The sequence below is a fragment of the Collinsella sp. AM31-2AC genome, from assembly GCF_003469285.1.
Lineage (GTDB): Bacteria > Actinomycetota > Coriobacteriia > Coriobacteriales > Coriobacteriaceae > Collinsella > Collinsella aerofaciens_AT.
Genome location: NZ_QSJB01000008.1, coordinates 1 through 14,787, shown reverse-complemented (window position 1 = coordinate 14,787; position 14,787 = coordinate 1). Strand labels below are relative to the sequence as shown.

The window sequence follows — 14,787 nt, the reverse complement described above, 5'->3', positions numbered from 1 at the left end:
GGGGCATCTACATCGAAAGCGCTTATCCCGCACGCCCACGATGCAAAAAGGGGCACCCCGCCGGTTGGCAGAGCGCCCCCTTTACATGGCTTACCTCAACCCAGCTTTAGGCCTGGAACCAACGGGCGGTGTTGCGCTCGTCGAGGGCCTTGAGGGTAGCGGCGGGATCGGCAACCTTCTGCAGGAACATCATGGCTGCGATGGCGTACGGCTTGTAGCTGGCCTCCTTGTACATGCCCACACGGTGCATGTCGAAGACGTCGGCGTTGACCTCGCCGTGCTCGCAGGAGACACCGGAGATGTCGGCGGGCAGCGGGTGCATAAAGATGGTGTCCTGGCCGTTGGCGGTCTTCTCCATGAGTTCGGTCGTGGAGCACCAATCCTGATGCGTAGCGTTCTGGGCGAGCAGCTCCTTCTCGAGCGCAGCGATGCCGGCGTCGTCGCCCTCGGCGTACAGGTTGGTGCGCTTCTCCATGGCGGCAAACGGAGCCCAGCTCTTGGGGATCACGATGTCGGCGCCCTCGAAGGCCTCGGCCATGGTGTTGACCTGCTTAAAGGTGGTGCCGGACTCGGCGGCGTAGCCCTTAGCGCGCTCGACGACCTCGGGCATGAGGTCGTAGCCCTCGGGGTGAGCCAGAGTGACGTCCATGCCAAAACGGGGCAGCAGGCTGATCAGCGACTGCGGGCAGGACAGCGGCTTGCCGTAAGAGGGCGAATAGGCCCAGGTGACAGCAACCTTCTTGCCCTTGAGGTTCTCGAGGCCGCCAAACTCGTTGATGAGGTAGAGCATGTCGGCAGAGGACTGCGTGGGGTGGTCGGAGTCGGACTGCAGGGAGATGAGCGTGGGACGGTGATCCAGAACGCCATCCTCGTAGGCCTGCTGGACAGACTCGGAGACCTCGGCCATGTAGGCGTCGCCCTTGCCGATGTACATGTCGTCGCGGATGCCGATGACGTCGGCCATGAAGGAGATCATGGTAGCGGTCTCGCGGACGGTCTCGCCGTGAGCGATCTGGGACTTCTTCTCGTCCAGGTCCTGCAGCTCAAGGCCCAGCAGGTTGGCGGCCTTAGAGAAGGAGAAGCGCGTACGGGTGGAGTTGTCACGGAACAGGGAGACGGCCAGACCCGAATCGAAGATCTTGGACGAAACGTTGTTCTCACGCAGTTCGCGCAGGGCGTCGGCGACGATGTAGAGCGCCTTGAGCTCATCGGTGGTCTTATCCCAGGTGTGCAGGAAGTCGCTGCCGTACATGCCCTTAAAATCGAGGCCGTTCAGCTGCTCGACGAGCTCGGTAAACTTAGCGTCCATGTAAATATCCTTTCCAAAGGTGAAACGATCGCAATGAATAGATGCGTTCCGGCATGCGCGTGTGGCTAGAACATGCAGAGCGCTATGACGAGGACCCGCTACCGTTGAGGAAGCATGGGAGATAACGACCGCGGGCCCCAAGTCAACAGGGGGTGCCGGGGACACGAGCGGCCCCCGGCTCAACAAGATCAAGGAATGGGACTAGTCGATCTTGTTGTTGGTCAGACCGGCGCGGAACACGGTGGCATCGCCATCGGCCTGGCTCGAATCGTAGAGGTTCAGGGCAGCCACATACATGGCAGCAGCGGTGACCAAGTCGTCCTTGTAGGTGACCTCGTTGGGAGCGTGAGCCTGAGACTCGGCACCCGGGCCAAAGCCCACGCAGGGGATGCCATAGCGGCCCTGGATGGAGACGCAGTTCGTGGAGAAGGTCCACTTGTCGCACAGCGGACGACCGGTGCGCTTGTCCATGCTGGGCTCGCAGCCGATGCGCTCGTCACCGAACATGGCCTTGTGGGCGTCGACGAGGGCCTTGACGTGCGGAGCGGTCTCCTTGTTGATCCACGTGGGGAAGTAAGCCTCGGTCTCGTAGACCTCGCCGGTCCAGGACGGACGGTCGTACATGTACATGGAGACCTTCACGTCGTCGCCGTACTTCTTGGCGGCCGGCAGGTTGCGGATCTCGTCCAGGCAGGACTCCCAGGTCTCGCCGGCGGTCATGCGACGGTCGATGGAGATGGCGCAGGAGTCAGCGACAGCGCAGCGGCTGGGGCTGGTGTAGAAGATCTGGCTGACGGTGCAGGTGCCGCGGCCCAGGAAGCGGGCGTCCTCGAAGTGCTCGGGGTTGTACTTGGGGTCGAGCATCTTGACGAGGCCCTTGATGTCGGTCGACTCGTCGCAGCCGTTGTTGTTGAGGGCGCGGACGTCGGCGATGATGTCGGCCATCTTGTAAATGGCGTTGTCGCCGCGGTCGGGAGCGGAGCCGTGGCAGGAGGTGCCGTGAACGTCGACGCGGATCTCCATGCGGCCGCGATGACCGCGATAGATGCCGCCGTCGGTGGGCTCGGTGGAAATGACGAACTCGGGCTTAATGCCGTCCTTGTTGTAGATGTACTGCCAGCACATGCCGTCGCAGTCCTCTTCCTGGACGGTGCCGACGACCATGATCTTGTAGCCCTCGGGGATGAGGCCCATGTCCTTCATCATCTTGGCTGCGTAGGTAGCAGAAGCCATGCCACCCTCCTGGTCGGAGCCGCCGCGGCCGTAAATGATCTCGTCGGTCTCGTAGCCCTCATAGGGATCGGCATCCCAGTTCTCGATGTTGCCGATGCCGACGGTGTCGATGTGAGAGTCGATGGCGATGATCTTGTCGCCCTCGCCCATAAAGCCCATGACGTTGCCCAGGCCGTCGACCTTGACCTCGTCATAGCCAAGGCTCTCCATCTCGGCCTTGATGCAAGCGACGACCTCGCCCTCCTCGCAAGACTCAGAGGGATGGGAGATCATAGCGCGCAGGAAGCGAGTCATATCAGCACGATGAGACTCAGCAGCAGCCTTAATGGCATCAAAATCGAGTTCTTTAGTCATAACAGTCAACCTTTCTACAAGGGTTTACCTACAGGTAGATATTTCAGATAGATCACTTGTGCCAAGCAGCGTGAGGTCGAGTACCCGGCAAGCAAGTAAACGTAGGGTGGCGGAGCATATGCTTGCTCCGTCGCGAGTTCCGCACGAGCCGGAGAGCACTTAATGTGCTCTCCGTGCGAGCAGGACTGTTCGAGCAGGGAGCAAACATATGCTCCGCCACCCGGACAGGTCATCCTGCTAGCAGGTCGGATACTCGCCCTCCCAGACGATGCGACGGTACTGATCCGGGTCCGTATCGCCCTCGGTGGAGAAGCAGAGCACGGAGCTCGTCTTGTCCAGGCCGATGAGCTCCTTGAGCTCGGCGTACTCGGGATCGAGCATGAGAGTCTCGACCAGGCCGGTGGTCACAGCGCCGGACTCGCCGGAGATGACGCGCGGGTCGCCCTTCTCGGGAGCGCCCAGGGTGCGCATGCCGCGAGCGGTGACCCAGTCGGGACAGGACACGAAGGCAGTGGTGTGGTTGCGCAGGATATCCCAGCCCAGGATGTTGGGCTCGCCGCAGCACAGGCCGGCCATGATGGAGGGCATGTCGCCGTCCACGATGCGCGGATCGCCGTCGCCGGCGGCAGCGCCCTTGTACAGGCAGGCGGCAGGCGCGCACTCAACCACGACGAAGGTGGGCGGGTTATCGGGATACAGGTTGGTAAAGTAGCCCACCACGGCGCCGGCGAGCGAGCCTACGCCAGCCTGGACAAACACGTGCGTCGGGCGGTTGATGGCCATCTCGCGCAGCTGCTCGGCAGCCTCGGAAGCCATGGTGCCGTAGCCCTCCATGATCCAGGACGGGATCTTCTCGTAGCCCTCCCAGGCGGTGTCCTGAACGATGACGCCGCGCTCGCAGGCGTCGGCCTCGGCGGCGGCCATGCGCACGCACTCGTCGTAGTTGACCTCTTCGATGGTCACCGTGGCACCCTCGGCGGCGATGTTATCGAAGCGAGGCTTGGTGGAACCCTTAGGCATGTGCACGACGGCCTTCTGGCCCAGCTTGTTGGCAGCCCATGCCACGCCGCGGCCATGGTTGCCGTCGGTGGCGGTAAAGAAGGTGGCCTGGCCAAAGTCCTTGGCAAGCTGATCGGAGGTCAGGTAGTCGAAGGTGCAGTCGGCAACGTCCTTGCCGGTCTCGTCGGCAATGTAGTTGGCCATGGCAAACGAACCGCCCAGGACCTTAAAGGCGTTGAGGCCAAAGCGATAGCTCTCGTCCTTAACGCACAGGTTGGACAGGCCCAGGCGCGCGGCCTGGCCATCCAGGCGGGCAAGCGGAGTGACGGTGTACTGGGGGAACGACTGGTGGAAGGCGCGGGCCTTCTTCACGTGGTCGAGGCTCATGATTCCCAAGTGCTTGTCATCGCTCTTGGGCATCGTGTTGCCCGCCCACTGGATCTTATCGGCCATACGGTGAACTCCTTAAGTTCTTTCTTGCCGGCCCCCGCATACGCGTTTCAGCCCATTCCCATTCATGCGACTGAACTTTTATGTGGATGCCAAACAAAAAGTTTGTTAGCACTGTTCTATCACACTTTTTGATTGGAAAACCTAACAAATTGTTTGTTGCCGTAATCGGTACCTTTTCGCCGCCGAACGGTCACCAATTAGCCTGTCTATGTATTTGTTTGCGAACAGGTGTGGTTTATGGCAAAGTGTGCCCAAACTAATTTTTAGGAAGGCACCCATGACCCCCGCACAGATTGAGTTTTACAAGCGCCTCGCACACGGTCTGGCGCTCCAATTTGGTCCCAACTGCGAAGTCGTCGTCCACGATCTGGAGACCGAGGACGTGGACCACTCCATCGTAGTGATCGAAAACGGCCACGTCAGCGGGCGCAAACTGGGTGACGGCCCCAGCCATATCGTGTTTGAGTCCATGCACGAGGGCACCACCGACGTGCACGACCGCGAGCCATACCTCACCAAAACCACCGATGGCAAGCTGCTCAAGTCCTCGACCATCTTTATCCGCAACGATGAGGGCAAACCCGTCGGCATTTTGGGCATCAACTTTGACATTACGCTCATGAAGGCTTTTGAGCGCTCGCTCGATGCCTTTACCGGCACCGGCGGCACGGGCTACACCGAGCCCGAGCCCATTACCAAAAACATCGGCGACCTGCTCGAAGATCTGCTGCGCGAGTGCGAGCAATACGTGGGCAAGCCTGCAGCCCTCATGACCAAAGATGAGCGCATTCGCGCCATTGGCTACCTCGACCGTCGCGGCGCCTTCCTCATTTCCAAGTCGAGCGAACGCGCCTGCGAGTTCTTTGGCATCTCTAAGTACAGCTTCTATAGCTACCTCAATGAGGCCAAGGCGGCGGCCGGCGACAAGTAGGCACTCGCCTGGATTGCCCCTCCCCTTTTGGGCGCGAGTTCTGGAAAGCACGAATCCAAGACCGAGCCGCTTGGGAAGTTCCATATAATCGATGTCATTGGTATTTCGAAAGGGTGGAACAGAATGGCGTTGAGCAAGGCATCATGCACCGGTCGTGGATTGATTCCGGCAATTGGTGGACATGTGCACCGCATGTTCGATGAGGGTGAAGACGACCTGTTTTCGCTGAGCCTTGACGACGTGATGAATGATCGCCCGTGGACCGCCGACGAACTCATGGGCGGCGGGGCTCGCCCGTCAAGCCCCAATCCCGCACTTGCGCCTAAGCCCGCATCTGCGCCGGCTCCTGCGCAGTCGCCTGTTTCGACGCCCGCGTCTGCGCCCACACCCACTTCGGCGCCCACGCCCACTCCCCGCCCCGCAAGCGACCCGTCCGAGACGGCGGCGTTTCTCGCTGCAGCGACGCAGAGCAAATCGCCCGACAGCACCGTTATGTACAGCGCCCAGCAGTTGCCTGTTCCTGCGGCACGCAAGCCTCCGGTCACAAGGCTCGACGAGCCCGTTGCCCATCAGGTTGCCTACGATTCCTGGGCTGCAGCCGATCTGGATGAGACCTCTACCGGCATGCCGGCGCTCGACGTTCCAGTTAACCCGCTTTTTGCCGCCAACACGAGCGCCGCGGGCTATGAGGGCGGTGCGGCATATTCCGATTATTCCGATGGCTATGCTGACGCCGGTCGCATCGAGACCGAGGATTATGGCACCACATCGAGCGATTATCTCAACGATCCGTACGCCGCCACGCCTGCACCGGAATATGACCCGGAGGCCGCGTCCGCACCGGCGTATACCAAAAGCACGGGCGAAGAGCGCTTCGCCGATTATTACGCCGAGGAAAAGGCGCTGCGTTTTTCGGAATTTCCGCAGGCAGTCAAGGTTGCCTTTATCGCCATTGTCATTGCCCTGCTCGGTGTCATTGCGTTTGAGGGATTCCGGCTGTTCTCCGGCCCCACCCAAGCGGAGTCGGAGACCCAGCAAAAAGAGAACGATGACGAGTACCTGGACATCAACACCCTCAAGGGCGACCCCAACGACGGAGACGACGAGTAGCGAGGGTTAAGGGAGGGCCGGAAGAGCCGGCGGCATGTTACGGCTCCAAAAGCCCTGCCATAAAGATGGGCAGATACAGCACGTCACCATCGCGGTGAAGATTACATTCCGCAAGTACCAGGGCGCGATCGATTCCGTAGCCCTTCGTCGCGAGCGCGTTGTCGAGCGCCGCATGGGACTTAAAGCTCTTGCCCGACTTGACCTCGATGGCAAGGACCTCCCCATCGAGCGTCTCCTCCACAAAATCGAGCTCGCCGACTTTTTTAGACGTAAAGTAGCGCAATCTGAATCCGTGGGCTTTGAGCTCTTGGGCAACGAAGCCCTCAAACGCCGCCCCCATGTTCATGCCAAAGGCGTCTTCCGCCTCCCCATCAAAAACGCCTTGGGCGACCCTTTTGGAATACGACGACATGAGCATTCCGGTATCCAAGTAAAACAGCTTGAACAGATTTCGCTGCTCCCCCAATAAAAGGGGTGCCACGGGCGCCGTTACGTTATATACGGGAAGCGCGACACCCGCCTCCGATAACCAGAGAAAATGATCTGTCACCTGCGAAAAACGTTTGACACCGTTAATCGATGACAGTTTGAATCGCTTGTTTTTGGAGCCGGCCTCGCTGGGAATCAAATCATAGATATCGCGAATAACCAAGCGTAGCTCGGGCGGAGCGTACTTTGCGATGTCATCGCGATACAGGGCATGAAGATCACGGTGGATGTTTCGGACCTCGTCGACATTGCGCGTCGCCAAGAAGGAATTGACCGCATCGGGCATGCCCCCCACCACCACATACCGATGGAACAGATTGAGCAAGCGGTCATACAGATAGCCGGGGAACTCCTTTTCGTCCTTTAGACAACCCCTAAGCATGTCAAACGCTCCGGCAGCAACGCCGCTTGCCCAGCAGAACTCCTCAAAGTCGAGCGGGTACATCTGGACCTGCTCGACATACCCCACCGGCAGGGAATCGATGCCCTCGAGCTCAACACCAAGGAGCGATCCGGTAAGGATGTATCGAAAGTCACCGCGCTGGACCAGGTATTTGATAAACGTCACCACGTTGGGGCATCGCTGTACCTCGTCGATAACCACAACGGTCTTGTTCGCAACCATCGGCTGCGTCGCAGCAATAGACATGCGCATAAGCAGGTCATCCGCGCTTTTTGCCGCCAAAAACGAATCGCGCACGGACGCGTTGGCGATAAGATCGAACGTCACGACATTTTCGAACGATTCGTTTGCAAAGACGTTGACCAAATATGACTTTCCTACCTGTCGGGCACCCTTGACCAAAAGAGCCTTGTTAGGCGACGAGGCAAGCCAAGATTCAAACCGTGCTTTCGCTTTTCTCTGCAGCATAAGCGCACCCCTTATTACGTGCCGTTTTAGCACTAGGATACACTTTTCCGTGGTTGTTATGTGCTCAAATCGACACTTTTTCGAGGTTTTAAAGTGTGTATCACGACACTTTTCCGTACTTTTACACGGGATATTTCGACATTTTTTCGAATTTAAGCCTAACAGCAGCCGGCGAAATCAAGCGCCGCCCGCGCGTCATTTCGCAAGCGCGCTTGATTTGTGTCCGCGCGCGCTGATAGACTCCACCGTGCCTGCAAGGAGCGGGCACGTTTTATCCAGAGTCGGGGTAGAGAGTTGGCTCCACGACCCCGACGCCAACCGGCCAAGAGGCACGGTGGCCCTGCCAACATCGATGAAAGGAGTCCGTATGGACAATTTCTCCGTGCGCAGTGAGCGCAACTTCCACAACCTGGCAGCCAAGCCAAAACGAATACATCTTCTGGACAAGCCGAGCGGCTACGCCTCGTCCATGGTCAAGAGCAGCCTCTCCCACCAGATGCGCTTTACGGTACAGAAGCTCGAGGAGGAGCTCTGCGTTGCTGGCAATCCGCATGTGTTGCAGATTAAGCTTCTTGGAGATGACTCGCGTGAGCCGTCCAGCTGGAAGCTCTTCGCCGACGGCGCGTGCGTTGCGGACGGATCCGGCGCCTTTGTTATGGATGCTATCGACCAGGGCATGATACAAGCCTGTAAGACATGGGGAGATCACGACGCATTTGCCGACATCGCAGAGGCAATCGTTCTAAGCAAAGCTGCATTTGATATCAAGGAGCGCGCTTATCAGATGCTTTCATATATCGCATGGACAGTTGGTCGGTTCCACGCCCAGCACCTGATCGAGGGCATGGTCGCCGCCGGGGTAGACCCGATGCTGGAAGATCTTCTCAGCGCTCCCGCGTAGATTAATCGAGCGCTCTATCGACAAAGATGCATCTACCATAACGGCATGGGGCGTGCTCGCCTTGTACCGACCCCAACCAATCCCGTCGGCGCGACTGCAGCCTCAAACAACCACCGGCACCATCCATCCGCACACGAGAGGCGATGGGCACAGGCGAACCCCTCAACCTCGCTATTCGTAAACTTCATCAGTGTTTCCACATCCCCATCAAAAGAATCCGAAAGACATCCCCCGTTAATAAAACGCTTCTGAACATCTCACTCTGCAGGCAAAGCCGCACCGGAGTGATGCGGAGGTCTGCGCGGGGTTTCACGGGTTCCCTTGACGCGGCCCAGCGGAAGTGCCACCCGGCATCCCTTCCATAACGCACGGGTAAACAAAGGGAAATAGCGCCACCCACCGTGCAAGGAAGGACGCCACCATGGATCTCACGAAAACGGCTAGAGAAATTACCCGTCTCATGCTCCCCTACCTGACCACGCAGCAGAACCGCCAGCTCAAAAAGGTTTTATCGCACTGCCTTTTCGATGAAAGCCAATTAGCTGAAGACTGCGGCGACGGTGAAAGCGAATCATTCCTGGATCTTTTTCTGTCTGCAAAACGCCTCGAAGGCTGCTCGGATAGGACCATCTCCTGCTACGAAACCACCATCAATAAAATGCTTGAATCATTCGATACACCAGCTTGCGACCTGGGAACCGAAGAGATTAGGTCCTATCTTTCCGACTATCAGCAAAAAGCCGGCGTCAGTCGCGTCACCGTCGACAATGTCCGAAGAATCATCTCAAGCTTCTACTCATGGCTCGAAGACGAGGACCATATCATTAAGAGCCCGGTTAGACGCATTAAAAGAGTCAAGGCTCCGCAACCCATAAAGGAAACGTATAGCGATGAAGTCGTTGAGATTCTTTGCGATAACTGCGGGTCGCCCCGAAACCTTGCCCTGATCGACCTGTTGCGCTCCACGGGCATGCGTGTGGGCGAACTTGTCTCGTTGGACAGGAGCTCCATCGACACCATCAATCGTGAGTGCATCGTACACGGCAAGGGAAATAAGGACCGCATCGTATATTTTGACGCAAAGACTAAAGTCCATATTGAGAATTACCTGTCAACCCGAATGGACAGCTCGGAAGCACTCTTCGTGTCGAGCAAGGCGCCACACGAGAGGCTGCAAATTGGCGGCGTCGAGGCGCTGCTTAGAAAACTGGGGCGCGAGCTTGATTTAGGAAGGGTCCACCCTCATAAGTTCAGAAGAACGCTTGCTACAAAGGCAATCGACAAAGGAATGCCCATCGAACAAGTCCAGGTGCTCCTTGGCCATAAAAAAATAGACACCACATTAAGGTACGCGATGGTCGACCAGCGCAACGTCAAAGCATCCCACCGCAGGTACCTAACTTAAATTTCGATTTGTCGACCTGGGCGACGAAGTCGGTGAACTCCTCCTGGAGTTCGAGCGGGGGAACTATAATGCTCGTCCTTCCAATTACGTTTAGATGGAGGTGTTTTACAGCAATCCCCTTAACGCCGCCTGTAAATTGGTCCTGCACTCTTGCGCTTTTTAGTTGTTCTCGTAGGAATACTCCATCAAGAATGTCGCGACGGTATTTGAGGACAGCGAGACTTTCGAATAGACCGATTGGAAAATCGACATCGACAATAGCCGGCATACCAAGTGATCCGCTTTTTGTAAGAAGCACATCGCCGATTTGGGTTTCACAACGTTTTTGAATGGACTCATATTCATCCGTGCTTATATGCTTGATGTCGCTGAAATCTAGCTTGCCATCTGATGTGACATTCTTCGCAGAAATGAATGCAATTCCAGCTTCTTGATATTGGGGCGTTTTATGGGTGCCATCAGTAATTTTCGTGCATGCTTGCGAGAGGGGAATCAGCGGAAACTCTTTCTTGGAAAATATTTCGACAAATTGTGATTTGACGACGTCGTCGCAGGTCGTGAGCAGCTTACGATAATGCCCCTTGAGGCTCTCGGCTTCCGAGAGGATGCCGGCAAGCTCGCGTTGTTTTCCCGGCGAGGGCAAGTCAAATTCCAAGGTCCGGAGATCTTTCCAGTTTGCCGTCGGCGAAAGAGAGCCGACGGAGACCCGTATTGCCTCGTCAAGGAACATGTCGGAGCTGATGAAAAACGGGAAGAACATCGGATCGACGACATCGGCCTTCGGGCGCAGCACCATCCCGTGAGCCGAGAAGATGCCATCGAAGGGTGCTATGCCGACCTTCTTCTGATAGGCCCTTCGGCGGCCGAACAGGACATCGCCTTTCTTCATGAGCAGTTTGTCGCCCTTGGGAGTAATCTCGGCGCCCCAGCGGGTCACCTCAAGAGTGCCCGGATCAAGGTGCTCCAGTCCAACGTACCGGTTGCGATCGCTTTCCTCGGGTTTTTTCTTGGCGGTGCTGTTCTCGGCTATCTGGTCGAATCTATACCTTGTCATGCCGCGCACCCCCAGCAGCTAAATTGTGATTTACAAGCTCAGACCGTCTGAATGAACGACGATGCGCAGGAGATTTACCGCAACAAATATGACGGTATAATCACTAGAGCTGTAATTTCATTTTTTGAGCTCATAGGTACCTGAATGCCAGAAGAACCAATAAGCAAATCCGAGCTGGGAAACCACCTGCTCGGGGCCTGCGACATCCTGCGCGGCCCTATCAACCAAGACGAATACAAGAGCTATATCACGCCGTTGCTTTTCTTCAAGCGAATCTCCGACGTCTACGACGAGGAAAGTGCTGAGGCCCTAGAGTTTTCAGGGGGAGACAAGGACTATGCCGCCTTACCCGAGAACCACAGCTTTGAGGTGCCAGAGGGCTGCCACTGGCAGGACGTTCGCAACACCGGCACGAACGTCGGCAAGGCAATCGTCGATGCAATGGTCGGAATCGAGCGCGCTAACCCCGATACCCTCAGCGGCCTCTTCAGCAGCTTCGACGACGCGAGCTGGACGGACAAGGGCAAGCTCTCCGACGAACGCCTGAAAGACCTCATCGAGCATTTCTCTGCAAAGAAGTTCGGCAACAGTAGCTATAACGCCGACATGATGGGCGACGCCTACGAGTACCTGATCAAGAAGTTCGCCGACATGCAGAAGAAGAACGCCGGCGAGTTCTACACCCCGAGGGAGATCGTGAAGATGATGGTCTCCCTGCTCGAGCCAAAGCCCGGAGAGACCGTCTATGACCCCGCATGCGGCACGGGCGGCATGCTCATCGAGGCAGTACGTCAGATGGACAACTCGAGGCTCGCCTACGGCAAGCTCTACGGCCAGGAGAAGAACCTAAGCACGTCTGCCATAGCACGCATGAACCTCTACCTCCACGGTGCGAAGGACTTTCGCATCACCCAGGGGGACACCCTGCGCGACCCCGCCTTCCTTGCCGGGAATGCCCTCAGGACATTCGACTGCGTCCTCGCCAATCCGCCCTTCTCCCTTAAGAACTGGGGATCCGCAGAGTTCTCCTCGGACCCGTGGGGCCGCAACATCTGGGGCGTCCCCACGGACAAGTCGGCGGACTTCGCATGGGTGCAGCATATGGTCTGCTCCATGGACGAGAAGAGCGGTCGCTGCGCTGTAGTGCTGCCCCAGGGCGCACTGTTCCACGGCGGCAAGGAGGGCACCATCCGCAAGGAGTTGCTCAAGTCGGACAAGGTCGAGGCAGTGATCTCGCTCGCGAGCGGCGTCTTCTACAGCACCGGTGTCTCCGCCTGTGTGCTGTTTCTCAGAAACGAAAAACCCGCCGAGCACCAAGGGCATGTCTGCATCATCGACGGCAGCAAGATCTTCACTGCTCAGCGCGCGCAGAACGTGATCTCGGAAGAGAATGCGCAGGAGATGCTCTCCCTCTATCGCTCCTACGAGCCCGTCGTCGAAAAATGCGCCATAGCAACGCTCGCTGACATCGAACGCGAGGGATACGTGCTCTCGGCGAACAACTACGTCGAAAGAAAACGCGAGAAGGTCGAGCCGCCGACGGAGACAAGAAAACGCTTCTACGACCTCCTCCAGCAAACGAAGGAATCCGAGGAGAGGCTCCTCGATCTGCTAACGAAGGGAGGCTATGTCGATGGAGAGTAGAATCCCCCAGGAAGAGCTAAACAACCATCTATGGAACGCGGCCGTTCTGCTACGCACCTACATCGATGCCGGGTCGTACAAGCAGTACATCTTCCCGCTACTGTTCTTCAAGCGTCTCTCCGACGTCTACGACGAGGAGACCGCCGAAGCGTTGGAAGCCTCCGGCGGAGATGCGGAGTTCGCAGCCCTTCCCGAGAACCACAGCTTCGCAATCCCGGACGGCGCCCACTGGTGCGATATCCGTGAGGCAACGGAAAACGTCGGTAAGGCGATCGTAGGCGCCTTCCGCGCCATCGAGACGGCCAACGGCTCCAAGCTGCGTGGCATCTTCGGCGACGCCGCCTGGACTAACAAGAAACGACTTCCCGACCGCCTGCTCAAGGACCTCATCGAGCACTTCAGCGCTATAACGCTCTCCATCGCCAATTGTCCCGAGGACGAACTCGGTCAGGGCTACGAGTACCTCATCAAGAAGTTCGCAGACGACTCAGGGCACACGGCACAGGAGTTCTACACCAACCGCACGGTCGTCCATCTGATGACCGAGATCCTCCAACCCAAACCGGGCGAGTCCATCTACGACCCCACCTGCGGCAGCGCCGGCATGCTCATCTCCTCCATCGCCCACCTCAAACAGCACGGAGAGGAATGGCGCAACGTTCACGCCTACGGACAGGAGATCAACCAGCTATCCTCCGCCATCGGACGCATGAACCTATTCCTGCACGGCGTCGAGGACTTCGAGATTGCAAACGACGACACGCTGCGGCACCCAGCCTTCCTCGAGGCGGGAAAGCTACGCACCTTCGATATGGTGCTCGCTAATCCTCCCTATTCGATCAAGCAATGGGACCGCGAGGCGTTCGCGTCGGACCCCTACGGCCGCAACTTCCTCGGCACCCCGCCGCAGGGGCGGGCCGACTATGCCTTCATACAGCATATCCTCAAGAGCATGGACCCGAGGAGTGGAAGGTGCGCCATCCTTCTTCCCCATGGCGTACTCTTCCGCAACGAGGAATCGGAGATGCGCGAAAGGCTCGTGAGAAGCGATCTCGTTGAGGCGGTCATCGGACTCGGCGCAAACCTCTTCTTCAACTCGCCCATGGAGGCCTGCATCCTCATCTGCCGCAGCGAGAAAGCGCCGAATCGAAGCAAGAAAATACTGTTCGTAGACGCCTCTGCCGAGGTAACCCGCAAGAACGCGCAAAGCTACCTTGAGCCTCAACACATCAAGAGAATCGTCGGTGCCTACCGATCTGACGAGGACATCGAAGGCTTCTCATCCCACGCATCGTTTAGTGAGCTCGAGGACAACGCCTTCTCGCTCTCCATCCCTCTGTACGTGAAGCCCGCCAATGATGAAAATGCTGACGATAGAAGCATCGAGGAGACGGTAGAAAGCTGGAGAGCCGCCTCCACAGAGGCCGCGTCCCTGCTCGATAATATTGCTGCGAAATTGCATGAAAACGATGGTGAGTAACATGACCCACGTTTGCCTGGGCGATGTGGCCCGCGAAATAAAACAGAAGGTCCCTGCGGGGCAAGAGCTGCCGACGGTCGGCCTTAAGCATCTAGACCCCGGCGAGGTCGAACTCGCCCACTGGGACGAAGGTGTCAGGACCACCTTCACTAAGGCTTTCTCAAAGGGGCAGGTGCTATTCGGGCGTCGTAGGGCCTACCTACGTAAAGCAGCCGTCGCCCCATTCGACGGAATCTGCTCCGGAGACATCACCGTCATCGCCCCCAAGGACAACCTCTCTCCGAGACTGCTCCCGTTCATCATCCAGAATGACGCCCTATTCGAGCACGCCGTCACCAATTCGGCAGGCTCCCTCTCGCCAAGAGTCAAGTGGCAGAGCCTTTCGCAATTTGAGTTCGAGCTCCCCAACATCGCTAAGCAAGAAGAACTTGCCGACATACTCTGGACCGCACAAGAAACGCGGTCTCACTACAAGCAGCTGCTTACAGCCTGCGACGACGTCGTCAAATCACGGTTTGTCGAGATGTTTAGAACCAAGACGCACGCATCATGGC

The 14,787-nt window shown here is 57.7% G+C and carries 12 protein-coding genes and 1 riboswitch; of the genes, 7 read left to right on the top strand and 5 right to left on the bottom strand.

The window, feature by feature from the left end; genetic code table 11:
- Positions 1–106 precede the first annotated feature (106 nt).
- From ygeW to dpaL, 3 genes are all read right to left on the bottom strand, one after another.
- Positions 107–1,309, bottom strand: coding sequence for a knotted carbamoyltransferase YgeW (ygeW, locus tag DW796_RS04875; RefSeq protein WP_055252229.1), 1,203 nt, complete (start codon positions 1,307–1,309; stop codon positions 107–109).
- Between the two features lie 201 nt (positions 1,310–1,510).
- Positions 1,511–2,896: a YgeY family selenium metabolism-linked hydrolase gene (locus tag DW796_RS04870; RefSeq protein ID WP_118094455.1), complete on the bottom strand. Its 1,386-nt coding sequence runs from the start codon at positions 2,894–2,896 to the stop codon at positions 1,511–1,513.
- Positions 2,897–3,133: 237 nt separating this feature from the next.
- Positions 3,134–4,348, bottom strand: a complete 1,215-nt coding sequence (gene dpaL / locus DW796_RS04865; RefSeq protein ID WP_089573553.1) for a diaminopropionate ammonia-lyase — start codon at positions 4,346–4,348, stop codon at positions 3,134–3,136.
- 277 nt (positions 4,349–4,625) lie between these two features.
- On the opposite strand from dpaL, the gene DW796_RS04860 reads away from it, so the two are divergent.
- Together DW796_RS04860 and DW796_RS10530 are read left to right on the top strand one after the other, a co-directional pair.
- Complete coding sequence (locus DW796_RS04860; protein WP_187362373.1) at positions 4,626–5,279, top strand: transcriptional regulator; 654 nt, start codon at positions 4,626–4,628, stop codon at positions 5,277–5,279.
- Between the two features lie 123 nt (positions 5,280–5,402).
- Positions 5,403–6,389, top strand: coding sequence for a hypothetical protein (locus tag DW796_RS10530; protein ID WP_187362372.1), 987 nt, complete (start codon positions 5,403–5,405; stop codon positions 6,387–6,389).
- A 37-nt stretch (positions 6,390–6,426) separates the two neighbouring features.
- Here the strand turns inward: DW796_RS10530 and DW796_RS04850 are convergent, their stop codons facing one another.
- Complete coding sequence (locus tag DW796_RS04850; RefSeq protein ID WP_118094453.1) at positions 6,427–7,749, bottom strand: ATP-binding protein; 1,323 nt, start codon at positions 7,747–7,749, stop codon at positions 6,427–6,429.
- 268 nt (positions 7,750–8,017) lie between these two features.
- Positions 8,018–8,108: riboswitch (SAM riboswitch) on the top strand.
- Between the two features lie 8 nt (positions 8,109–8,116).
- On the opposite strand from DW796_RS04850, the gene DW796_RS04845 reads away from it, so the two are divergent.
- Together DW796_RS04845 and xerA are read left to right on the top strand one after the other, a co-directional pair.
- A complete protein-coding gene (locus DW796_RS04845) occupies positions 8,117–8,650 on the top strand; it encodes a hypothetical protein (RefSeq protein WP_118094452.1) in 534 nt (177 codons plus the stop codon).
- A gap of 421 nt (positions 8,651–9,071) precedes the next feature.
- A complete protein-coding gene (xerA, locus tag DW796_RS04840; RefSeq protein WP_118094451.1) occupies positions 9,072–10,055 on the top strand; it encodes a site-specific tyrosine recombinase/integron integrase in 984 nt (327 codons plus the stop codon).
- Here the strand turns inward: xerA and DW796_RS04835 are convergent.
- Entirely contained in the window at positions 10,024–11,109 is a 1,086-nt protein-coding gene (locus DW796_RS04835) for a restriction endonuclease subunit S (RefSeq protein WP_118094450.1), read from the bottom strand. The genes xerA and DW796_RS04835 overlap by 32 nt on opposite strands.
- Before the next feature lie 144 nt (positions 11,110–11,253).
- Between DW796_RS04835 and DW796_RS04830 the strand changes: the two genes are divergently transcribed.
- The 3 genes from DW796_RS04830 to DW796_RS04820 form a co-directional block, all read left to right on the top strand.
- Positions 11,254–12,753, top strand: a complete 1,500-nt coding sequence (locus DW796_RS04830; RefSeq protein WP_118094449.1) for a class I SAM-dependent DNA methyltransferase — start codon at positions 11,254–11,256, stop codon at positions 12,751–12,753.
- Positions 12,743–14,233, top strand: coding sequence for a class I SAM-dependent DNA methyltransferase (locus DW796_RS04825; protein WP_118094448.1), 1,491 nt, complete (start codon positions 12,743–12,745; stop codon positions 14,231–14,233). Before DW796_RS04830 ends, DW796_RS04825 begins: the two co-directional genes overlap by 11 nt.
- Before the next feature lies 1 nt (position 14,234).
- Positions 14,235–14,787, top strand: a 553-nt coding sequence (locus DW796_RS04820) for a restriction endonuclease subunit S (protein WP_199579831.1), incomplete at its 3' end; no start/stop codon positions are given.